Source organism: Amycolatopsis tucumanensis (assembly GCF_021654135.1).
Classification (GTDB): domain Bacteria; phylum Actinomycetota; class Actinomycetes; order Mycobacteriales; family Pseudonocardiaceae; genus Amycolatopsis_E; species Amycolatopsis_E tucumanensis.
Window position 1 is genome coordinate 71,374 of record NZ_JAKGSD010000004.1, and the last position, 21,701, is coordinate 93,074.

Here is a 21,701-nt window from a genome sequence, read left to right on the forward strand (position 1 = left end):
ATGTCGCATGCCTGCCGGAGACCTTCCTCCAGGTCCCTCGACATCTACAACGTCAACAAACTTGAGCGTGTTCCGCTCAACCCTGATTTTTCCCCTTGCGCAATGGTCAAGATTCGTTGACCATTGCTGGCATGCCTGCCGATGATCAGTCCGAGACGTTCCGCGTCACCACCGACGAACAACTGCGCGCCGTGTCCAACCTGACGCGCCACCGGATCATGGCCGTGCTCCGCTTCGAGCCGGCCACGATCACGCAGATCGCCGAGCGGGTCGGTCTGGCGAAGGGGAGTTCCAGCTACCACGTGCGGCTCCTGGAGAAGGCCGGCCTGGTGAAGGTCGTGCGGACGCGCAAGGTCCGGGGGGTCGTCGAGCGGTACTACGCGATGACCGCGCGGAGCATCGAGCTGCCTGATCCGGGCGAGGGCGGGCCGGACGTGCTGATGCGGCACGCCGTGGCGGACCTGGAGGCATCGCCCGCGGACGGCGAGCGGCACGTGCGGATGGCGCACCTGCGGCTCACCGACGAGCAGTTCGCGGAGCTGGGAGCGCGGCTGCACGCGCTGGCGGACGAGTACCGGAAGCTGTCCGATCCGTCGCTGCCGGACACCTCGCTCGTCTTCGCGTTGTTCCACCCGGCGCAGGGCGCCAAGCCCGAAGGAGGCGCCAGATGACCTCGGACGTCCGGAAGACGCTGCCGACCGGGTTCGGCCGGCTGTGGACCGCGCAGACGATCTCCTCGCTCGGCGACGGGGTCACGCACGCCGCGCTGCCGCTCATCGCGTTGACGCTGACACGGGAGCCGATGGCGCTCGCCGTCGTGACGGCCGCGGGAACGCTGCCGTGGCTGCTCTTCGGGGTGCTCGGCGGTGCGCTGGTGGACCGCTGGGACCGGCGCCGCACGATGTGGGTCGCGGACGCGGCACGCGCGGTGCTGCTCGCGGTCCCCGCCGCGGCGGCGGTGTTCGACCTGCTGTCCATCCCGCTGCTCGCGATCGTCGCTTTCCTGCTCGGCCTCGGCGGGCTCTTCTTCGACACGGCGGCCTCGGCCTACCTGCCGGACCTGCTCCGCCGCGACCCCGCGCTCCTGGAGCGGGCCAACTCCCGGTTGCGTGGCGCCCAGACCGCCATGTCCGGCTTCGCGGGACCGCCCGCGGGCAGTGCGCTGCTCGCGCTCGGGCGGGCCGTCCCGCTGGTCGCCGACGCGGTGTCGTTCCTGTTCTCCGCACTGCTCGTGCGGACGCTGCCCGCCATGCCCAGGCCCGTGCCGGAGGTCCGCGAGTCGCTGCTCCGGCAGGCGCGGGCCGGCGCCTCCTACGTCTTCCGGGACCGCGTGCTGCTCGGGCTCGCGCTCCGCCCGGCGGTCGGGAACGTCGCCTTCCTCGCCGTGGAGACCGTTCTCGCCCTCTTCGCGCACGACCGCCTCGGCATCGGCACCGCCGGCTTCGGCCTGCTCCTCACGGCGGAGGCCACCGGCGGCCTGCTCGGTGCGGCCATCGCCTCCCCGCTGGGCAGGCGCCTGGGCACCGGCACCGCGCTGACCTGCACGGCCGCCGTCGAGGGGCTCGCCATCCTGGGCCTGGCCACCGCGTCGAACCCGTACCTGGCCGGGCTGGCGCTCGCCGTGTGCGGGGCCGGCATGGGCGCCACGATGGTGCTCGGGCCCTCCCTCCGGCAGGCCATCGTCCCGGCCCACCTCATGGGCCGGGTCGCCTCCACCTCCCGGATGCTGGCCATGTGCGCCGCCCCGCTCGGGGCCTTCCTCGGCGGCTGGCTGGCCGCCACCTACGACGTCCGCACCCCGCTCTACGCCGCGGCCATCCTCCTACTGACGATGACCGCCGTCACGGCGTCCATGACCAGCAACCGCCGGGTCGAAGCGGCGTTGCGGGCCGCCGCCCCGGCCGCCGTGTCGTGACGCTGCCGCCCCGGAAAAGCACGAAGACCGCCTCCCGGGGGATTGAGGCGGTCTTCGCGGGTCTGTAGTTCGCGGGTCAGCGCGGGTGCGTCAGCTCCACGTCACGCGAGAGCGGGGCGCCCGCGACGACTTCCAGCGGCGCCGCGACCGGGGCGTATCCGCTGGTCACGAGCGTGTAGTCGCCCGCGGGGAGGTCGCTGAACGAGTACCGGCCGTCCTCGTCGGTCAGCGTCATCGCGACCACCTCGCCGCCCGCGTCGAGCAGCGTCACCTGGGCCTCGGCGACCGGGCGGTCGTCCCGGCCGGCGCGAACCACTCCGCCGAGCCGGGCGGTGAGCCCGAGTTCGACGTCGTGCGTGGCCTGCTCGCCCTCGGTGGTCGCCAGCGGCACCGCGGCAGGCTGGTGACCGGCGGCCGTGACGGTCAGCGTGTGCACGCCGCCCGGCACGTCGTCGAAGTGGTACCAGCCGTCGCCACCGGTGACGACCGACGACACCACCTCGCCCCGGTCGTCGGTCAGCACGAGCGTCGCGCCGCCGACCGGCTGGCCCGCGCTCGACCGCACCACGCCGCTGAGGCCACCGGCGCCGCTCATCTCGACGTCCCGGCGCACCGGCTGCCCGTCGACCGTGACCATCACGGCGCTCGGCTGGAACCGGGCCGCCGAGGTGATCAGCAGGTAGATGGCGTTCGGCGGGGCCGGCAGCCGGTAGCTGCCGTCGGCCGCGGTCAGCGTTCGCGCCACCTGCTGCCCGGACGAGTCGGTCAGCGTCAGGGCGGCCCCGGCCAGCGGACGACCCGACTGGCCGGTCACGACGCCGTGGACGGCCGGACCGGCGACCGGGGCCGCGACCGCCTCGGTGCTCTCGGTCAGGTCGATGCTGCGGCGCAGCGGGACCTCCTTGATGAGCACTACCGCGATCAGCGTCGCGATCGCGACGATCCCGCCTGCGAAGAAGATCGAGCCGATGCTGTCGCCGTAGGCGGCCCGCACGATCGACTGGATCGGCTCCGGCAGCGCGGCCAGGTTCAGGCTGCTGCCCGCGCCTGCCGATCCGCCCTGGATGCCCAGCGCGGCCAGCGCGCTCGACACGTGGCTGCTGACCTTCGCCGCGAGCAGCGCGCCCAGCGCGGACACCCCGGCCGAACCGCCCAGCGTGCGGAAGAAGGTCACCACCGAGGACGAGGAACCCATGTCCTTCATCGCGACGGTGTTCTGCACGACCAGCACCAGGTTCTGCAGCAGGGTGCCGACGCCGAGGCCGAGCAGTGCCAGGTAGGTGCCCATCAGCACCAGGTTGGTCTGGTGGTCGATCGTGCTGAGCAGGAACAGGCTCGCCACCAGCAGCACCGCGCCGCCGAGCATCCACGCCTTGGTCTTGCCGGTGCGCGAGATGACCTGGCCCGAGATGGTCGAGGACAGGAACAGCCCCAGCATCATCGGGATGGTCATCAGCCCGGCGTGCGTCGGGGAGTAGCCGCGGGCGAGCTGGTAGTACTGCCCGAGGAACACCGCGCCGCCGAACATCGCCGTGCCGACCGACAGGCTGCCGATCACGGCCAGCGTGAAGGTGCGGTTGCGGAACAACTTCAGCGGCACCACCGGGTCCGGCACCTTCGACTCGACGAACACCGCCAGCGCCAGCGCGACCAGGCCGCCGAGCACGTAGAACAGGGTCGACCAGGACCACCAGGCGAAGCTGCCGCCCGCCAGCGACACCCAGATCAGCAGCAGCGAGACGCCGCCGACGAGCAGGGTCGCGCCGAGCCAGTCGATCTTCACCTGCTGCTTGAGGACCGGCAGGTGCAGCGTCTTGCCCAGCACGATGAACGCGACCACCGCGACCGGGACCGTGATCCAGAAGTTCCAGCGCCAGCCGAGCGGCGAGTCCACGATCACGCCACCGAGCAGCGGACCGGCGACGGTCGCCAGCGCGAACACCGCGCCGATGTAACCGCTGTAGCGGCCGCGTTCCCGCGGCGAGATCATCGCCGCGATCACGACCTGGATCAGCGCCTGCATGCCGCCGAGGCCGAGGCCCTGGACGGCGCGGAACGCGATCAGCTCGGGCATGGACTGGGAGATGCCGCCGAGCACCGAGCCGACCGTGAAGATCACGATCGCCAGCTGGTAGAGCATCTTCTTGCTGAACAGGTCCGACAGCTTGCCCCAGATCGGGGTGCTCGCCGTGGACGCCAGCAGGGTGGCGGTGACCACCCAGGTGTACTGGCTCTGCGAGCCGTCGAGGTCGGCCAGGATCGTCGGGAGTGCGTTCGAGACGATCGTGGAGGACAGCACGGCGACCAGCAGTGCCAGGAGCAGGCCGACGAACGCGCGCCCGACCTGGCGCCGCGTCATCGCCTCCTGGTTCGCTGTCGTGCTCACTTCGGGGATCACTTCCTCTTCTCCGCCGCCGGGTCCGGCGGGCAGGTGACCGGCGTCTGGCCGAGGGCCTCGCGCAGTCCTTGGTTCATCAGGGTCAACCGGGCGGTGAGTGCTTCGACCTCGTCGTCGGACCAGTCCGCGAGCGCGCGCCGGATGAAGTCGACGTGCAGCTGCCGCCACCGCTCGAGCTCGGCGCGGCCGGCTTCGGAGAGGCTGATCAGGCTGGCGCGCCCGTCCTCGGGCGCCGGCCTGCGCTCGACCAGCCCGGCGGCGGCCAGCTGGCCGATCTGCCTGCTGATCACCGAGATGTCGACCATCTTGCGCTTCGCGAGGTCCGACGGGCGGCTCTCGCCGTGCACGTTGAGATCGGACAGCAGCATGGCGGCCGCGGGGTGCAGGCCGTCGTGCTCGCGCTGCCAGGACTGGTTGATCCAGGCGTGCTGCAGCTGGCCGGCCGCGCGCAGCTCGCGCATCAGCTGGACGGCCTTCTCGTCGCGGTCCCCCATGGACCCACCTCCTGGTTGGTTGTCACATACAACTATAGGAGCAGTAGTTGTATGCCACAACTATCTAAGTTGGTGACTTGTCCCACTGATGGAGGGCATCTCCGAACCACCCGGAAGGAGCAACTTCGCGAGGATTGCGACGGAGGCGGTTACCCTGCGACGGATCGTGTTCGCATTACCTGGCTACGATTAACCGAGTAGGGTGGATTATTCATGATCTTTTCACACGCTCACGTGCTATTGCGTGTTCATGAATAATCGACGGCGAGCATGAACGCGCACTACGGAGCAGCCCCGATCCCATGACAGCCGACCCCGTCAGCCCCGTTCCCCGGTCCGTGCACCGGGAGGCGCCCCCTGCCGTCACCGCGATGGTGCGCCTGATCCGGGACTCCTGGGTCAAGGCGGAGCCGTACCTGCCCGAGGTGACGCAGTTCTTCTACGGGATGCTGTTCACCCTCGCGCCCGCGACGCGGGACTTCTTCCCGATCAACATGGAGGTCCAGCGCAACCGCATGGTGCGCGCGCTGGTGCACGTCGTGCAGATGGTCGACCAGCCCGACGACCTGGTGCCGTTCCTGCGGCAGCTCGGGCGCGACCACCGCAAGTTCGGCGTGGTGCCAGGCCACTACGAGGCGGTCGGCACCGCGTTGCTGGCGGCGATGAAGACGCAGCTCGGCCCGGACTGGACCGACGAGGTCGAGCGGGCGTGGGCGGAGGCGTTCACGATCATCGCCCGGCAGATGCAGGAGGCCGCGGCCACCGACACGAACCCGCCGAACTGGTCGGCGCGGGTGGCCGAGCACCGGCGGCTGAGCTGGGACCTGGCGATGGTGCGGCTGGAGCCGGAGCAGCACATCCCGTTCCGGCCGGGGCAGTACCTGAGCGTCGAGGTGCCGCAGCGGCCGCGGTTGTGGCGGTACCTGTCGCCGGCGAACGCCCCGCGCCCGGACGGCTCGCTGGAGTTCCACATCCGCGCCATCGAGGGCGGCTGGGTGTCCCGGGCGATCGTCAGCCACACCCAGGCGGGTGACGTGTGGCGGTTCGGGCCGCCGCTGGGCACGCTGGGCGTGGACCGGGAGAGCGGCCGGGACGTGCTGATGGTCGCGGGCGGCACGGGTGTCGCGCCGATGCAGGCGATGCTCGACGAGCTGGGCCAGTGGGGCGAGAACCCGAAGGTGCACCTGTTCTACGGCGGCCGGACGCGCGAGGACCTGTACGCGCTGGAGGGGCTGCGGATGGTCGCGTCGTGCAACCCGTGGCTGACGGTGACGCCGGTGGTGGAGAACGGGCCGGGCCTGGTCGGCGGCGAGCAGGGCACGCTGGCCGACGTGGTGACCCGGTACGGCGCGTGGCCCGGCCACGACGTGCTGGTGTCCGGTTCGCCCGCGATGATCCGCGCGACGGTTTCCCGGATGCTGGTGGCCGGAACGGCACTCGATCAGATCAGGTACGACCCGTTCACGATCGACTAGCCTGCGACGGATGGACATTCCTGTCGCAGACGGAACCATCCGCGGCTATCTGGCCACTCCGCAGAGGGAGGTGTCGGGCGAGCCGCCGTGGCCAGGGGTCGTGATCGTGCACGACGCGGTCGGCCTGTCGCAGGACGCGAAGAACATCACCGACCGGTTCGCCACCGCCGGATATCTCGCGCTGTCGCCGGACATGTACTCGCGTGGCGGGCTTGTGCGGTGCGTGAAGTCGGTGTTCAAGGAGCTGGCGGCCGGGAAGGGGCGGGCGTTCGACGACCTGGACGCGGCGCGGTCGTTGCTGGCTGCGCGGTCCGACTGCACCGGGCGGGTGGGGATCGTCGGGTTCTGCATGGGTGGGGGGTTCGCCCTGGTGGCGGCTTCCCGGGGATTCGACGCGTCGGCTCCGTACTACGGTCAGCTGCCGAAGGATTTGTCCGTTTTGGACGGTGCTTGCCCGGTGGTGGCTTCGTTCGGGAAGAAGGACTTTTCCTTGCGTGGAGCCGCGGCGAAGCTGGAGCGGGAGTTGTCGGCTCGGGGGGTGCCGCATGACGTCAAGGAGTACCCGGGGGTCGGGCACAGTTTCGCCAATCAGTTCCACGGGCCGGTCAATGTGCTGCTGAAGATCGCCGGGATGAGCTATGACCGGGAGGCCAGCGAGGACGCTTGGCGGCGCGTGTTGGCCTTCTTCGCGGAGCACTTGGGGCGCGAGGCGGCGTAGAGCGCGTTCTGCTGAAAGAAAGAAGGGCCCCGCGTGCTGCGGGGCCCTTCGTCGTTTATCGCCTTCGGCGTGGTTTCCACACCACCAGGGCGGTTTCCTGCTTCATCGGCACCAGGTCCTTGCGGTAGGAACGGTGCACGGCCGCCGCGGCTTGTTCGGCTGCGGCGTACGCGGTGGCGAGTTCTTCGGTCAGTTCGGCGATCCGGGACTGCAGCGCTTCGACCTGGTTCTCCAGCTCGATGATCCGCTTGATGCCCGCCAGGTTGACGCCCTCCTCCTGGGACAGGCGCTGCACCTCACGCAGCAGCGCGATGTCCCGCATGGAGTAGCGCCGCCCGCCGCCCGCGGTCCGGCCCGGGGAGACCAGGCCCATGCGGTCGTACGAGCGCAGGGTCTGGGCGTGCAGGCCGGACAGCTGAGCGGCCACGGAGATCACGAAGACCGGCGTCTCTTCGTCGGCCCCGTGCGGCAACCCGCCGAACACCTAGATCAACCCCTTTCGCGGAGCAGCTTCGTGATCTCCGGGCGCGGGTCGTGCTTCTCGGCGATCTTGGCGTACGCCTCGAGCGCCTCCCGCTCCGAAGACTCCAACCGCGACGGCACGGCCACCTGCAACGTGACGAGCAGGTCGCCCTGCGAACCGTCCCGCTTCTTGATGCCCTTGCCGCGCACCCGCAGGACCCGGCCGCTGCCGGTGCCCTCGGGCACCTTCACCGAAACCTTCCCGTCCAGCGTCGGCACGGTGATCGTCGCACCCAGAGCCAGTTCGGGGTAGCTCACCGGGACCGTGATCGTCAGATCATTACCCGACCGGCCGAACACCGGGTCCGGGTTCACGTGCACCCGCACGTACAGGTCACCGGCGGCCGCGCCGCCGCGGCCCGGCTCGCCCTGGCCGGCCAGCCTGATCCGCTGGTTGTCGTCCACGCCCGCAGGCACCCGCACGGTCAGCGTGCGCGTCTGGGTGCTGACACCCTCACCGCCGCACTCCGGGCACGGGTCGTCGATGATCCGGCCGCGGCCACGGCAGTCCGGGCACGGCTCGGAGAACGCGAACGCCCCCTGGCTGCGGCTCACCAGCCCGGCGCCCTTGCAGGTGGGGCAGGTGCGCGGCGTGGTGCCCGGGCGGGCGCCGTTGCCGTGGCACGTCGAACACGTCGCCGGGCTGGACAGCCGCAGCGGCAGGGTCGCGCCCTTCACCGCCTCGGCGAAATCGATCCGCACGTCCGTCTCGACGTCGGCGCCGCGCTGGCCCCGGGCACCCGGGTTCTGCTGGCCCCGCCTGCCGAACAGGCCGCCGAGGATGTCGCCGAGCCCGCCGAAACCGCCCTGCGCGCCCGCGCCCGCGGTCTGCCCGAAGATGTCGCCGAAGTCGAAACCACCGGTGCCGCCCGCGCCGGGGAAGCCGAAGCCACCCGGCCCGCCGCCCGAACCGAACAGCCGCCGCGCCTCGTCGTACTCCTTGCGCTTGGCAGGATCCGACAGCACGCCGTAGGCCTCGGACACGGCCTTGAACTTCTGCTCGGCCTCCGTGTTGCCGGGGTTGGCGTCCGGGTGGTTCTCCCGCGCCAGCTTGCGGTAGGCCTTCTTGATCTCGTCCTGCGAAGCGTCGGAGGAGACGCCCAGCTCACGGTAGAAGTCCTTACCGATCCACTCCCGTGCACTCACCGGACGTCTCCTCCTCTCGCCTGTTCGTTACTGCTGTGCGTTCTCATCCGACAACTGCTCGACCGGGAGCTCACCCTCGACCGGGGCCTCGCCCGGCTCGTGGTCGGTGACGCCGACCAGCGCGGCCCGCAGCGTCCGGTCGCCGAACCGGTAACCACGGCGCAGCACCGTCGTCACCGTCGGCCCCGACACCTCCGGCGAGGTGTTGTGCTGCACGGCCTCGTGCACGCTCGGGTCGAAGGGCTCGCCCTCCGCGCCGAACGGCTCGAGCCCGATCCGCTGCAGGCTCGCGACCAGCTTGTCCGCGACCGCCTTGAACGCGCCGGTGAGGTCGCCGTGCTGCTCGGCCCGCTCGAAGTCGTCGAGCAGCGGCAGCAGCTCGTTCACCACCGACGCCTTCGCGGCGCTGACCACGGCCTCGCGGTCGCGGTCGACGCGCTTGCGGTAGTTCGCGAACTCCGCCTGCAGGCGCTGCAGGTCGGCGGTGCGCTCCGCCAGTTCCTTCTCGACCTCGGACGGAGCCGCCACCGCGTCGTCCACGATGGACTCACCGAGCGACGGGCCCGCGTGGGCCGCCGGGGCTTCCGCGGCGGGCGCCTCGGAAGCCTCCGGTTGGGTCCGCACCTGGCCGGTCTCGGGGTCGATCTTGCGCCGGTCCCGCACGACCAGAGGCTCGGTGACCGGCTCCTGCTCGTCGATCTCGTTCGAGTGGCGTCCCGTCACTTCTTCTCGTCCTCGTCCACGATCTCGGCGTCCACCACGTCGTCCGCGCCCTTGTCGCCGGACGCGCCCGCCGCACCCGAGTCAGCGCCCGGGTTGGCGCCACCGGCCTGCTGCGCGTTGGCGTACAGGGCGGTGCCCAGCTCCTGCGACGCGGTGTTCAGCTTCTCGATGGCTTCCTTGATCTTGGCCGTGTCGGTGCCCTTGAGCGCCTCGTTGGCCTCGTCGATCGCGGTCTTGACCTTGCCCTTGAGGTCCTCGGGCAGCTTGTCCTCGTTGTCCTTGACGAACTTCTCGGTCTGGTAGACCAGCGTCTCGGCCTGGTTGCGGGTCTCGGCCTCCTCGCGGCGCTTGCGGTCCTCCTCCGCGTGCGCCTCGGCGTCCTTGACCATCCGCTCGATGTCCTCCTTCGGCAGCGCGGAGCCACCGGTGATGGTCATCGACTGTTCCTTGTTGGTGCCCAGGTCCTTCGCCGTGACGTGCACGATGCCGTTCGCGTCGATGTCGAAGGTGACCTCGATCTGCGGCACACCGCGCGGCGCCGGCGGGATGCCGGTCAGCTCGAACATGCCGAGCTTCTTGTTGTGCGCGGCGATCTCGCGCTCGCCCTGGAACACCTGGATCTGCACCGACGGCTGGTTGTCGTCCGCCGTGGAGAAGATCTCAGACCGCTTCGTCGGGATGGTCGTGTTGCGCTCGATGAGCTTGGTGAACACGCCGCCCTTGGTCTCGATGCCCAGCGACAGCGGGGTCACGTCGAGCAGCAGGACGTCCTTGACCTCACCCTTGAGCACACCGGCCTGCAGCGCGGCGCCGACGGCGACGACCTCGTCCGGGTTCACGCCCTTGTTCGGCTCGCGGCCGCCGGTCAGCTCCTTGACCAGCTCGGCGACGGCGGGCATGCGGGTGGAACCGCCGACCAGCACCACGTGGTCGATCTGGCCGACCGAGATGCCGGCGTCGCGGATCACGTTGTTGAACGGCGCCTTGGTGCGGTCCAGCAGGTCGGAGGTGATCCGCTGGAACTCCGCGCGGGACAGCGTCTCGTCCAGGAACAGCGGGTTCTTGTCCGCGTCGACCGTGATGTAGGGCAGGTTGATGTTCGCGCTGCTCGAGCTGGACAGCTCGATCTTCGCCTTCTCCGCGGCCTCGCGGATGCGCTGCAGCGCCATCCGGTCCTTGGTCAGGTCGATGCCGTGGCTGGCCTTGAACTTGTCCACCAGCCAGTCGACGATGCGCTGGTCCCAGTCGTCACCACCGAGGTGGTTGTCACCGCTGGTGGCGCGCACCTCGACGACACCCTCGCCGATCTCCAGCAGCGACACGTCGAAGGTGCCGCCACCGAGGTCGAAGACCAGGATGGTCTGCTCCTTCTCGCCCTTGTCCAGGCCATAGGCCAGCGCGGCCGCGGTGGGCTCGTTGACGATGCGGAGCACGTTCAGGCCGGCGATCTGGCCGGCCTCCTTGGTGGCCTGCCGCTGCGCGTCCTCGAAGTAGGCGGGGACGGTGATGACCGCGTCGGTGATCTCCTCACCGAGGTAGGCCTCGGCGTCGCGCTTGAGCTTCATCAGCACGCGCGCGCTGATCTCCTGGGCCGTGTAGGCCTTGCCGTCGATCTCGGTCTTCCAGTCGGTGCCGATGTGCCGCTTCACGGACCGGATCGTCCGGTCGACGTTGGTCACGGCCTGGTTCTTCGCCGGCTGGCCCGTCAGCACCTCGCCGTTCTTGGCGAACGCGACGATCGACGGGGTCGTGCGGGAGCCTTCCGAGTTGGCGATGACCGTCGGCTCGCCGCCCTCCAGGACAGCGACGACCGAGTTGGTCGTGCCGAGGTCGATGCCGACCGCTCGCGCCATGGTGTGTTCCCTCCTGGTCATGCTGTGTGCGCAGCCCCGGTGAGCTGCGGTTTCGCGCCCGCGTTGAGCGGGTGGTACTCAAGTTCTATCTCGGGCGCGTGTTGGGCGTCAATCAGACTTGAGTGCTGCTCGCTCAACCTTTCTGACAGGGTAACGAGCGGGTCTGCGGTGTTGTTCCCGGCGTACCCGAAATCAGGTAGGCCGCCTCGTGGGACCGCGCACAGGCGGAGTTGTAGACCCCGGTGTGGCCGTCCTCGGGGTAGGTGAGCAGCACGCTGCGCTCGATCCGGGCGGCGAGGCTGCGCGCCCAGGTCAGTGGCGTGGCCGGGTCGTGCTCCCCGCCGACCACCAGGATCGGCGGGGCCCCGCGAACGGGCTCGGCGTGCGGCGGGTTCGCCGCCGGGACGGGCCAGCCGAGGCAGCCCGACGCGAAGTCCCAGAACTCGGAGTAGCGCCAGCTGTGCGGCGCGGCTTCCCGGACCCGGTCGGCCGTCCGGCGCAGGTCCGCCGGGCCGGTGAAGGGCGACGGGAAGTCCTGGCAGCCGACGGCCCGGTAGGCGGGGTACTCGGCCGAGCCGAAGGGCATGGCCGAGGTCAGCGCGCTCGCGTCCGCAGGCGCGGCGCGCAGGGCGTCGGCCAGCCGCGGCCACAGCTGCGGGAAGTAGAGGTGCGAGTAGACGCCCGCTGCCAGCTCCTCGGGCGTGGCGTTGCGGCCGAGCTGCGCGGAGGGCGCGCCGGTGGTCATGAGCGCGTCGTAGCGGGCGAGCACGTCGTCGTCGCCGCAGTTGCTCGCGCACCACCGGGCGAAGCGCAGCAGGGCGTCCTCGGTGGCCGCGGCCGCGTCGAGGACGTCCTGCCGCATCGGCAGGGCGTGGTCGACCGCGCCGTCCAGGACCATGGCACGCACGTGGTGCGGGTGGCGGGCGGCGTAGAGCGCGCCGATCTCGGTGCCGTACGAGGCGCCGAGCCAGGAGATCCGCTCCTCGCCGATGGCGAGCCGGATCCGCTCGACGTCCTCGGCGACGGTGGCCGTGTCGACGTCGCGGGGTCCGCGGCAGCCGAGGCCGACGTTCCGGTTGTGCGCCGCGAGCCGCGCGTAGCCGGCGTCGTCGGCGGGGAAGCGGCTGACCGCGGGGTCGTGCACCGGGCCGCATGTGATCGCGGGGGTGCTGCCGCCGACGCCGCGCGGGTCGAAGCCGATGACGTCGAACCGCCGGGTGAGCTCGGCGAACTCCGGCGTGGCGAGGCCGAGCCCGCCGTAGGCGACGACGTCGGCCCCGGATCCGCCCGGGCCGCCCGGGTTGACCAGCAGCGAGCCGATGCGGCGGGCCGGGTCGAGCGCGGGCAGGCGGGCCAGCCGCAGCGCCGCGCCGGGCACGTCGAGTTCGGCGCACTGCAGGCGCTGCGCGGTCTGCGGAGTGGCGCAGTCGCGCCAGGTCAGAGCGGGCGCGGCGGGGGTGGCGACGGGTGTGACGAGCAGGGTGGCGGCCAGGGCGAGTGCCGGGATCATGCCTGCTTCACGCTCGCGTCGCCGCTGGAGGTGCTGACGTCCAGGACGTACGGGGCCGACGGGTCCTGGACGACCTCGATCGACCGGTCGCCGCTCCTGGTCTCGCCGGTGACCCGGTAGCGGTCGGCGGGCACGACGACGCGGACGTCGCCGCTCTGGGCCTCGGCGCGGACGTTCTGGGCGGTGGCGAGGTCGACCTCGATGCTGCCCGACTTGGTGCGGGTCGTGACCGGGCCGGTGACGTCTTCGACGCGGATGTCGCCGGAACTGGCGGCCAGGTCGACCGCGCCGACCCCGTAGACGGTGAGGTTGCCGGAGCGGACCTCGCCGGTCACGGTGGTCCCGCGTGGGACCACCACCTCGTAGTCGACGGTGCAGTCCCCGCCGCAGCCGTCGAGGACCAGCTGGGCGCCGTCCAGGCGGAAGGCGCGGGCGGGCTGGTCGCCGTCATAGTGGAGGACCTGGTTGACCGACGTCGTGGCGGTGTCTTCGACGCGGATCCGCACGTCACCGGAGTTGTTGTCGATGCGGACCGAGGACACCGGCTGGGCGACGGTATCGGTGATCTCGGCGCGGTCCGAGATGCGCCACCAGTTCCAGTTCCACCCCAGTGCGAGCCCGATCCCGGCGACGATGAGCGCGATCCCGCCTATCGCGAGTGCCGGCTTGCGCATTGCGTCCTCCCCAGTGAACTTTGCTGTGCCGGTCACGCTATGGCCTGCGCGGGGCGCGCCGGTATCAGGGAAGCCCCCGGTTCGTCCCGGGGGTCACCCCGAACGGCACTAGGGTGATCACCGGCCACTCTGTGACGAGGAGGAATCGATGCCACAACCACCGAATCCGTACGAGTTCCTGCCGTCGGTGCCCGCCTTCACGGTGCGCAGCGATGACGTGGCGGACGGGGAGACGCTCGCGGCGCCGCACCTCAGCGGCATCTTCGGCGTCCCGGGCGGCGAGGACCGGTCGCCGCACCTGGCGTGGGAGGGCTTCCCGGCCGAGACCAAGAGCTTCGCCGTGACCTGCTACGACCCGGACGCCCCGACGGCCAGCGGGTTCTGGCACTGGGCGGTGTACAACATCCCGGCCTCGGTGACTTCGCTCCCGTCGGGCGCCGGGGACGCGTCGGGGTCCGGCCTGCCGTCCGGCGCCGTGACGGTGACCAACGACGGTGGCGTGCGGCAGTTCCTCGGCGCCGCGCCGCCGCCGGGGCACGGGCCGCACCGCTACTTCTTCGTCGTGCACGCGCTGAACGTGGAGTCCCTGGACCTCCCCGAGACGGCGACGCCCGCGTTCCTTGGCTTCAACATGTTCGGGGCGACGCTGGCGCGCGCGATGGTCGTGCCGGTGTACGAGAACAAGGGCTGAGTCCCTTCACCCCCGGATGAGGTTCCGCGTGGCGGCGGCCGCCATGGTCGCCGGACCACGGGAGGCGGGATGTCCACGACCAGCGCGGTGAAGACCGGCGGGGTGCTCGGCACCGCCTGCGCTCGTCGGGGCCGCGAGATCGTGAGGTCCGGCGCGCTCGGCGACGTCTTCGGGCCGCCGGATGTTCGTGCTGGGTCTCGGGCTGTTCGTGGTGTCGTGCGCCCTGATGGCGCTCGCGCGCGGCGGGTGGATGGTCGTCGTCGGCCGGGTCGGGCAGGGTGCCGCAGGCGCGGCCTGGTGGTCGGTGCCCACCGTGGTCTGCCTTGCCGTCACGGCGCTCGCCTTCCCGGTGGTGGAGCGCCGGATGGTCGCGCCGCTGGTCGACCTGCGGCTGCTGCGGAACCCGGTGCTGGTCGGCGCGACGCACCCAGCGGGCGGTCGCGGCCGAACGCGGGACCGCGACCGCGGCGGTCGCCCACACGGTGCCGGTCCCGCACTGATCACCGGGGTTTCAGCAGGTACTCCACGGTCGGCCGGAGCTCCTCGGCGGTCGGCGGCTCGTCGTCGATCAGGCCCTGGATCAGCAGCCCGTCGATCCCGGCCAGGAACACCCGCAGCGCCACCAGGTCGTCGGGCCGCACCATCGTGGTCAGCACGTCCAGCCACCGCCGCGCAGCCGGCCGCAGCTCCGGCCGGCGCGCGGCCAGCAGGTACAGCTCGTACTCCGCCATCGTCCGGCCCCGCCGCGGGCCCAGCGCCTCCGCGAGCAGCGTCGCCACCTCGGACGCGCCCCGGCTGCCCCGCGACCTGGCCCGGTCGATCGTCCAGTACACCTCGGTCGCCATGTCGCGCGCGCACGCGATCAGGGTCGCGATCAGCAGGTCGTCGAGCGTCTCGAAGTGGTAGGTCGTGGACGTCGTCGGCACCCCGGCCTCGGCCGCGACCGTCCGGTGCGTCACCCCGGCCACGCCGTCCCGCTCGATCACCCGCAGCGTCGCGTCGATGATCTCCTGCCGCCGCTTCTCGCCGCGGGCCCGCCGCCCGTCGCGCTGGGGCTTCACGCCGAACCCACCTCGATCAGCACCACACCGCCGATGACCAGCGCCAGCCCGGCGACGATCGTCGGGTTCACCGGCTCGCCCAGGAACAGCACGCCGATGATCGCGACCGCCGCGACGCCCACCGCGGCCCAGATCGCGTACGCCACCCCGACCGGCATCCCGCGCTTCAGCACGCTCGCCAGCGCCGCGAACGCGACGAGGTACCCGGCCACGACGATCACCGACGGCCACAGTTTCGTGAAGCCCTCGGACAACTTCATCGAAACAGTGGCGGTGACCTCGGCCGCGATGGCCAGAGCGAGCAGCAGATAGGCGACCATCCCGCCAAACTACCGGTACGATCGTCCCGATATCCAGCGAGTCCTACGCCACACTCGTGGGACTCAACTCGCGCCGATCGGTTACTCATGAGTAAATCCGGTTAGGCTCCCGCCAACCCACCACATCACGGACGAAAGGCCCCGATCATGGGTGCACTGCAGATCACGCTCGGCGTGGTCGGCGTCGCCGTAAGCATCGTCGCTTGGATCATGTTCGGCACCGGCGTGTACCGGATGGTCCGGATCATCCGGCTCGGTCAACCGGACGCGACGCGCAACGGCCCGTTCGGGCCGCGCATCATGACGCTGATCAAGGAGTTCGCCGCCCACACGCGGATGAACAAGTTCCGCCACGTCGGCCCGTGGCACTGGCTGGTCATGTGGGGCTTCCTGATCGGCTCGCTGTCCTGGTTCGAGGCCTACGGCGAGACGTTCGACCCGCACTTCCACTGGCCGATCATCGGCAACTGGAGCATCTGGCTGCTGCTCACCGAACTGCTCGGCCTCGGCACCGTCGTCGGCGGTCTCGCGCTGGTGATCATCCGCCAGCTGAACCACCCGCGCCGCGCCGACCGGCAGTCGCGCTTCGCCGGGTCGAACTTCAAGCAGGCCTACTTCGTCGAGACCGTGGTGATCGTCGAGGGCCTCGGCATCCTCGGCGTGAAGGCGTTCAAGATCTCCAGCGGCATCGAGGACCCGGCGCTGTGGACGAGCTTCGTCACGAAGCCGCTCGCCGAGATCCTGCCCGCCAGCACGGTCGCCGTCACGATCACCGCGCTGGTCAAGCTGCTGTCCGGCATGATCTGGCTCTACATCGTCGGCCAGACGCTCACCATGGGCGTTGCCTGGCACCGCTTCAGCGCCTTCTTCAACATCTACTTCAAGCGCGAGGCCGACGGCGGCACCGCGCTGGGCGCCCTGAAGCCGATGATGAGCGGCGGCAAGCCGCTCGACTTCGAAGAGGCCGACCCGGAGAAGGACGTCTTCGGCGCCGGCCAGATCGAGGACTTCAGCTGGAAGGGCTGGCTCGACTTCACCACCTGCACCGAGTGCGGCCGCTGCCAGTCGCAGTGCCCGGCGTGGAACACCGGCAAGCCGCTGTCGCCGAAGCTGGTCATCACCCAGCTCCGCGACCACGCCTACGCGAAGGCGCCGTACCTGCTCGCCGGCGGCAAGAAGGACGTCACGGGTGAAGAGGTCGGCCTGACCGGCGAGAACCCGTACGCCGGCATCGACGTGCTGGCGCTGGCCGAGGCCGAGCGCCCGCTGGTCGGCGACGACGGCGGTGTGATCGACCCCGAGGTGCTGTGGTCGTGCACCACCTGCGGCGCGTGCGTGGAGCAGTGCCCGGTGGACATCGAGCACGTCGACCACATCGTCGACATGCGCCGCTACCAGGTGATGATCGAGTCGAACTTCCCGACCGAGCTGAACGGGATGTTCAAGAACCTGGAGAACAAGGGCAACCCGTGGGGCCAGAACGCCAAGGACCGGATGGCCTGGGCCGAGGACCTGGACTTCGAGGTGCCGGTGTTCGACGGCGAGCTGGGCGACACCGAGTACCTGTTCTGGGTCGGCTGCGCCGGCGCGTTTGAGGACCGGGCGAAGAAGACCACCCGCGCGGTGGCCGAGCTGCTGCACATCGCGGGGGTCAAGTACACCGTGCTCGGCCCGGAGGAGTCGTGCACCGGTGACCCGGCCCGCCGCGCAGGCAACGAGTTCCTGTTCCAGATGCTCGCGCAGCAGAACGTCGAGGTGCTGAACTCGGTGTTCGAGGGCCGGGAGGCGGGCAGCCGCAAAATCGTCGCGACCTGCGCGCACTGCTTCAACACCCTCGCCAACGAGTACCCGGACCTCGGCGGGAAGTTCGAGGTCGTGCACCACACGCAGCTGCTCAACCGCCTGGTGCGGGAGAAGCGGCTGGTGCCGGTCGCGCCGATCGCCGACGACGTCACCTACCACGACCCGTGCTACCTGGGCCGCCACAACAAGGTCTACGAGGCGCCGCGTGAGCTGGTTGGCGCGTCGGGGGCGCAGTTCCGCGAGATGCCGCGGCACGGCGACCGGTCGATGTGCTGCGGCGCCGGTGGCGCCCGCATGTGGATGGAAGAGAAGATCGGCAAGCGGATCAACATCGAGCGCGTCGACGAGGCGCTCGGCACCGCGCCGTCGAAGATCGCGACCGGCTGCCCGTTCTGCCGCGTCATGCTCACCGACGGTGTGACCGCGCGGCAGAACGACGGCAAGGCGAGCGAGAAGGTCGAGGTCGTCGACGTCTCGCAGCTGCTGCTGTCGGCGGTGAAGCGCCGCCCGCAGCCCGCGCCTGCGCCCGGTGCGGACTCGCTGCCGGCCGTCGAGTCGGACCCGCTGGAGGCCGACGCCCCGACGGACAAGGTGTCGACCGGCACGCCGCTGCCGACCGAGGACAAGTAACTTCCGGTGCACACGAAGGCCACCCCGCCGCGGCGGGGTGGCCTTCGTCGTTACCGCCCGCGGGACGGTTCGACGGGAGTGCCTCGCGTGCAGCGCGACCCGCCGGGGCGGACGTGCGGCTGGGCGGGCGCCTTCACCGTCACCACCCGCAGGGCCGCCACCGGCGGCGGAATTGCCGCCCACCGCGCTGCGGAGTGAGTGCGTCGCTGGCCGCGCGGCTCGGTGGGGCGGCCGGTCGGGTGCGCTGTCGCCCGCGGGGCAGGTGCGCGCGCGTGGGCGGGTGCGTCGCTGACTCCGAGTTCCACCCTCGCGCACGCGGGTTCCACCCCGCGCCAGCGCGTTCCGCACGGCGGGCGCCTTCACCGTCACCACCCGTTGGGGTCTCGACACCCGGGTTATCCTGTTCGTCACGCTGCCGACGCTGCCCGCGGAGGATGCTGACGCGCGCGAACGGGGCTGAGCATGGGAGTACCCGACGGGACCGGACCGGCCGGTGAGCCGGTGGTCGCGCGCGCCGGTGCCCGGTTCCCGTCCGTGAAGCAGTTGCGGAAGCTGACCGGCGAACACGCCGACCCCCCTGGCCCGGAACCACAAGCTCCGGGCCCTGTCCCCGCCGAGACCACGACGACCAAACGGGCCGCAGGCGCGCGGTTCCCGACCGAGAAGCAGCTCGCTCGGTTCGGTGAACCCGAGCCGCGGCCCGCGCCCGAACCGGAGCCCGAACCGTTGCCGGACCCCGAACCGCGCGAGGAGTTCAAACCCTCGCCGCGGCCCCGCCCCGAGCCCGCGCCCGCCGCCGAGCCGGAGCCCCCCGAGCTGCTCGACCCCGACGACGAGAACCGGCTGCGCGTGCGGCCGTACGTGCTGACCAAGGGGCGCACGCACTCCGTCTACGAGCTGGCGATCGAGACGCTGGTCTCGGTCCGCGCCGACGCGAAGTGGACCGGTCCCGCGCTGAGCGCGGAGTACCAGCCGGTCCGCGCGGTGGTCGACACCCCGCGCTCGCTGGCGGAGGTCGCGGCGCTGCTGTCGATCCCGCTCGGCGTGGCCAGGGTGCTGTTGTCCGACATGGCCGAACTGGGGTTGCTGCACATCCACGGCATCGAGCGGACCGCCGAGGGGCGGCCGCCGCTCGAGCTGATGAAGCGCGTGCTGGACGGCCTGCAGCGGCTGTGATCCGCTCGTAGGATCGGCCGGTGAGCGAGGAACCGGAGCGCCGGGACGCGGGCGGCGAAAGCACCCTCACCGTGTTGCTGGCGGGTGGGGTGAACCTGGCCATCGCCGTGATGAAGGCCGTGGCCGGCGTGATCACCGGTTCGGGGGCGATGCTCTCCGAGGCGGCGCACTCGGTGGCCGACACGTTCACCGAGATCCTCCTCCTCACGGCGCTGCGCCGGTCCGGCCGCCCGGCGGATGTCGTGCACCCGTTCGGGTACGGCAAGGAGCGGTACTTCTGGTCGCTGCTCGCGGCGGTGTCCATCTTCGCCTCCGGTGCGACTTTCGCGCTGTACGAAGGTTTCTCGACGGTGTTCGGGGAGCCGGTGGAGCAGACCAGTCCGATCGTCGGGTACGTCGTGCTGGCGCTGGCGTTCGTCCTGGAGTCGGTGTCGTGGACGCAGGCGTTCCGCCAGGTGCGGCGGGGCGCGGCGGAGCAGAACCGGACGATCTGGAAGTTCCTGCGCTACATCGACGACCCGGCGCCGAAGACGGTGTTCCTGGAGGATTCGGCCGCGTTGATCGGCCTGGTGCTGGCCTTCGCCGGGTTGTTCCTGCACCACGTCACCGGTTCCGCCGTGTACGACGGGGTCGCGTCGATCCTGATCGGCGTGCTGCTGGCCGTCGTGGCGTACGTGCTCGGCCGGACGAACCTGCGGCTGCTGATCGGGCGGCAGGCGGATCTGCCCGTCCTGCGGGGGATCCGCGAGCACCTGGCCGGGGCGCCCGAGATCGAGTCGGTGGTCGACCTGCAGACGATGCTGCTGGGGACGGACCAGATCCTGGTGTGCGCGCGCGTGGACTTCGACGACGCGCTCGGGGCGGCGGACGTGGAGCGCGCGTGCGTCCGCCTCACCGCCGAGCTGCACGACGAGTTCTCCGACGTCACCGAGGTCTTCATCGAGCCCGTGCCGCGCAGCGATCCCGAGCTGCGCGCCGCGGTACTTGCGCGGTACGGCGAGATCGCGAAACGCTACGGGCGGTAGGTGACCTGGCTGGGGAGGGCGGAATGTCGCGTCGGTGGCTGCTGGTCTTCCCCGTGCTCTTCGCGCTGGCCCTCGTGACGTTGCCGCTCTACGGGGAAGCCCTGTTCGAGGACGAGCCGGTGTCCTCGGAACCGGCGCCGGTGCTCCCGCCGAACCCGTGCCCGCTCGGCCGCCCCGACGCCGAGGTGCGGCACCCCAACGCCTACACCGACCGCGCCGCGCCCTACAGCGGCAGCGGAGTGCACCCCGTGCTCTTCGTCAACGCGGGAGATGGCGTCGGCGATGTCGGCCGGCCCTACGACACGTGGAGCCTGCGCGTGCCCGTCGAGTGGGACGCCGAAGGCGAGCCGGAGTCCGCGGTGCAGCTGATCGTCTGCGAGTACGCCGTTTCGGCCGGCGAGGTCGCGACCACCTGCACGTACGGCGGAGCCCACGAGGTGGATTTCCTGCGCACCTCCTACGCCTACCGCGTGTTCGAAGCACGCACCTCCCGGCCGGTCGCGGAGTTCACCCTGGAGAGCGGGGACGTGTGCCCGAGCTCGGTCGACGCGGACAACGGTGGCCGCCCGGACTACCGGATGCTGCAAAGCCCCCGCGAGGAAGATCTGGTGAACGCACTGCGCCCGCTGGTCGAAACCTGACGAGGCGATAGTGTGCGCCTCACCAATTCGATCATCGATCTGTGGGGAACCGACGTGCGTAAAGTCCTGAGCCTCGCCGCCGCGTTCGTGGCGTCGACGGCGCTTCTGGCCGTGCCCGCGCAAGCCGCCGAACTGCCCGACGGCATGACCGCCGGGTACACGGTGCTCGACCGTGAAACCGGTGCGGTCCATGCCGCGAACGAACACCGGCAGTACCGGTCGGCCTCGCTGGTGAAGCTGTTCATCGCGCTGGACTACCTCGAATCGCACGGACCGGACTACGAGATCCCGGCGGACGACCTCGCGCTGCTGGAACCGATGCTGCGCTCCAGCAACGACGACGCGGCCAGTGTGCTGTGGGTGCGCGACGGCTGGGAGGAGATCGTCAACCGGATGGTCGCGAAGATCGGTCTCACCGACACCGCGCCGCCGCCCGCCGAGAAGCGCGGCACGTGGGGCTACACCGCGGTCAGCGCCGCGGACATCGCGAAGACCTACTCCTACGTCCTGGAGGAGGCGCACCCGAAGTTCCGCGACTTCATCATGGACAACCTGGAGCAGTTCACGAAGTGCGGCGACGACGGGTTCGACCAGTCGTTCGGCATCCCGAGCGCGCTCCGGCGGCCGGGCGCGGTGAAGCAGGGCTGGTCCGGCTTCGGCGCGGCACCGGCCCCGGGCGAGGAGTGCGTTTCCGAGAACACCAAGCGCGTGCTCGCCTCGCCCGAGGCCCGGTCGGCACTCGCCGTCGCCTCCAGCGGCGACGTGGACCTGACCAGCCGGGTCATGCACACCAGCGGCACTGCCGACGGCGACCGGCGCATCGTCGTCGTCCTCACCTCCGAACCGACCACGCTGAGCTGGGCGGACTCCGCGGACCGGATCACCGGCCTGACCCGCGCCGTCTACCGGGAGGCCCTTGCGTGAAG

General features: G+C 70.9%; 20 protein-coding genes. 10 read left to right on the forward strand and 10 right to left on the reverse strand.

Features of this window, described 5'->3' with window-relative positions; all coding sequences use genetic code 11:
- Positions 1-131 precede the first annotated feature (131 nt).
- The gene (locus L2C96_RS06645; RefSeq protein ID WP_020418375.1) at positions 132-671 is read left to right on the forward strand and encodes an ArsR/SmtB family transcription factor; all 540 of its coding nucleotides are present in this window, start codon (positions 132-134) and stop codon (positions 669-671) included.
- A complete protein-coding gene (locus L2C96_RS06650; RefSeq protein WP_237335559.1) occupies positions 668-1,915 on the forward strand; it encodes an MFS transporter in 1,248 nt (415 codons plus the stop codon). Before L2C96_RS06645 ends, L2C96_RS06650 begins: the two co-directional genes overlap by 4 nt.
- 76 nt (positions 1,916-1,991) lie before the next feature.
- Here L2C96_RS06650 and L2C96_RS06655 read toward each other — a convergent pair whose 3' ends face one another.
- Both L2C96_RS06655 and L2C96_RS06660 read right to left on the reverse strand, forming a co-directional pair.
- Positions 1,992-4,274 (reverse strand): MFS transporter, encoded by a 2,283-nt coding sequence (locus L2C96_RS06655; RefSeq protein ID WP_237335641.1) that lies wholly within the window; start codon positions 4,272-4,274, stop codon positions 1,992-1,994.
- 35 nt (positions 4,275-4,309) lie between these two features.
- Positions 4,310-4,807 (reverse strand): MarR family winged helix-turn-helix transcriptional regulator, encoded by a 498-nt coding sequence (locus L2C96_RS06660; protein ID WP_020418372.1) that lies wholly within the window; start codon positions 4,805-4,807, stop codon positions 4,310-4,312.
- Between the two features lie 302 nt (positions 4,808-5,109).
- Between L2C96_RS06660 and L2C96_RS06665 the strand changes: the two genes are divergently transcribed.
- Positions 5,110-6,282 carry a globin domain-containing protein gene (locus L2C96_RS06665; RefSeq protein WP_193354354.1) on the forward strand — a complete coding sequence of 391 codons (1,173 nt, stop codon included), beginning with the start codon at positions 5,110-5,112 and terminating at the stop codon, positions 6,280-6,282.
- A 10-nt stretch (positions 6,283-6,292) separates the two neighbouring features.
- On the forward strand, positions 6,293-7,000 hold the full coding sequence (locus L2C96_RS06670) for a dienelactone hydrolase family protein (protein ID WP_237335560.1): 708 nt from the start codon (positions 6,293-6,295) through the stop codon (positions 6,998-7,000).
- 55 nt (positions 7,001-7,055) lie between these two features.
- Here L2C96_RS06670 and L2C96_RS06675 read toward each other — a convergent pair whose 3' ends face one another.
- The 6 genes from L2C96_RS06675 to L2C96_RS06700 form a co-directional block, all read right to left on the reverse strand.
- Positions 7,056-7,484 carry a heat shock protein transcriptional repressor HspR gene (locus L2C96_RS06675; protein WP_020418369.1) on the reverse strand — a complete coding sequence of 143 codons (429 nt, stop codon included), beginning with the start codon at positions 7,482-7,484 and terminating at the stop codon, positions 7,056-7,058.
- Positions 7,485-7,489: 5 nt separating this feature from the next.
- Positions 7,490-8,668, reverse strand: coding sequence for a molecular chaperone DnaJ (dnaJ, locus tag L2C96_RS06680; protein ID WP_020418368.1), 1,179 nt, complete (start codon positions 8,666-8,668; stop codon positions 7,490-7,492).
- A gap of 27 nt (positions 8,669-8,695) precedes the next feature.
- Positions 8,696-9,391, reverse strand: a complete 696-nt coding sequence (grpE, locus tag L2C96_RS06685) for a nucleotide exchange factor GrpE (RefSeq protein WP_020418367.1) — start codon at positions 9,389-9,391, stop codon at positions 8,696-8,698.
- Positions 9,388-11,244: a molecular chaperone DnaK gene (gene dnaK, locus L2C96_RS06690; protein ID WP_020418366.1), complete on the reverse strand. Its 1,857-nt coding sequence runs from the start codon at positions 11,242-11,244 to the stop codon at positions 9,388-9,390. The genes grpE and dnaK overlap by 4 nt, the downstream gene beginning before the upstream one ends.
- Before the next feature lie 133 nt (positions 11,245-11,377).
- Positions 11,378-12,754 (reverse strand): alpha/beta hydrolase, encoded by a 1,377-nt coding sequence (locus L2C96_RS06695; RefSeq protein WP_237335561.1) that lies wholly within the window; start codon positions 12,752-12,754, stop codon positions 11,378-11,380.
- Entirely contained in the window at positions 12,751-13,428 is a 678-nt protein-coding gene (locus tag L2C96_RS06700) for a DUF4097 family beta strand repeat-containing protein (RefSeq protein ID WP_237335562.1), read from the reverse strand. Before L2C96_RS06700 ends, L2C96_RS06695 begins: the two co-directional genes overlap by 4 nt.
- A 148-nt stretch (positions 13,429-13,576) precedes the next feature.
- Here L2C96_RS06700 and L2C96_RS06705 point away from each other — a divergent pair, with 148 nt between their 5' ends.
- Positions 13,577-14,119, forward strand: coding sequence for a YbhB/YbcL family Raf kinase inhibitor-like protein (locus L2C96_RS06705; protein WP_237335563.1), 543 nt, complete (start codon positions 13,577-13,579; stop codon positions 14,117-14,119).
- Positions 14,120-14,619: 500 nt separating this feature from the next.
- Here the strand turns inward: L2C96_RS06705 and L2C96_RS06710 are convergent, their stop codons facing one another.
- A complete protein-coding gene (locus tag L2C96_RS06710) occupies positions 14,620-15,180 on the reverse strand; it encodes a TetR/AcrR family transcriptional regulator (protein WP_020418361.1) in 561 nt (186 codons plus the stop codon).
- Positions 15,177-15,500 (reverse strand): DMT family transporter, encoded by a 324-nt coding sequence (locus tag L2C96_RS06715; RefSeq protein ID WP_020418360.1) that lies wholly within the window; start codon positions 15,498-15,500, stop codon positions 15,177-15,179. The genes L2C96_RS06710 and L2C96_RS06715 overlap by 4 nt, the downstream gene beginning before the upstream one ends.
- 147 nt (positions 15,501-15,647) lie before the next feature.
- On the opposite strand from L2C96_RS06715, the gene L2C96_RS06720 reads away from it, so the two are divergent.
- The 5 genes from L2C96_RS06720 (at position 15,648) to L2C96_RS06740 (ending at position 21,699) form a co-directional block, all read left to right on the forward strand.
- Positions 15,648-17,933, forward strand: a complete 2,286-nt coding sequence (locus L2C96_RS06720) for a (Fe-S)-binding protein (RefSeq protein WP_237335564.1) — start codon at positions 15,648-15,650, stop codon at positions 17,931-17,933.
- A gap of 462 nt (positions 17,934-18,395) precedes the next feature.
- Complete coding sequence (locus tag L2C96_RS06725) at positions 18,396-19,109, forward strand: DUF742 domain-containing protein (RefSeq protein WP_020418358.1); 714 nt, start codon at positions 18,396-18,398, stop codon at positions 19,107-19,109.
- 20 nt (positions 19,110-19,129) lie between these two features.
- The gene (locus L2C96_RS06730) at positions 19,130-20,134 is read left to right on the forward strand and encodes a cation diffusion facilitator family transporter (protein WP_237335565.1); all 1,005 of its coding nucleotides are present in this window, start codon (positions 19,130-19,132) and stop codon (positions 20,132-20,134) included.
- Between the two features lie 23 nt (positions 20,135-20,157).
- Complete coding sequence (locus tag L2C96_RS06735) at positions 20,158-20,775, forward strand: hypothetical protein (protein ID WP_237335566.1); 618 nt, start codon at positions 20,158-20,160, stop codon at positions 20,773-20,775.
- A 54-nt stretch (positions 20,776-20,829) separates the two neighbouring features.
- On the forward strand, positions 20,830-21,699 hold the full coding sequence (locus tag L2C96_RS06740) for a serine hydrolase (protein WP_235716128.1): 870 nt from the start codon (positions 20,830-20,832) through the stop codon (positions 21,697-21,699).
- Positions 21,700-21,701: the final 2 nt, after the last annotated feature.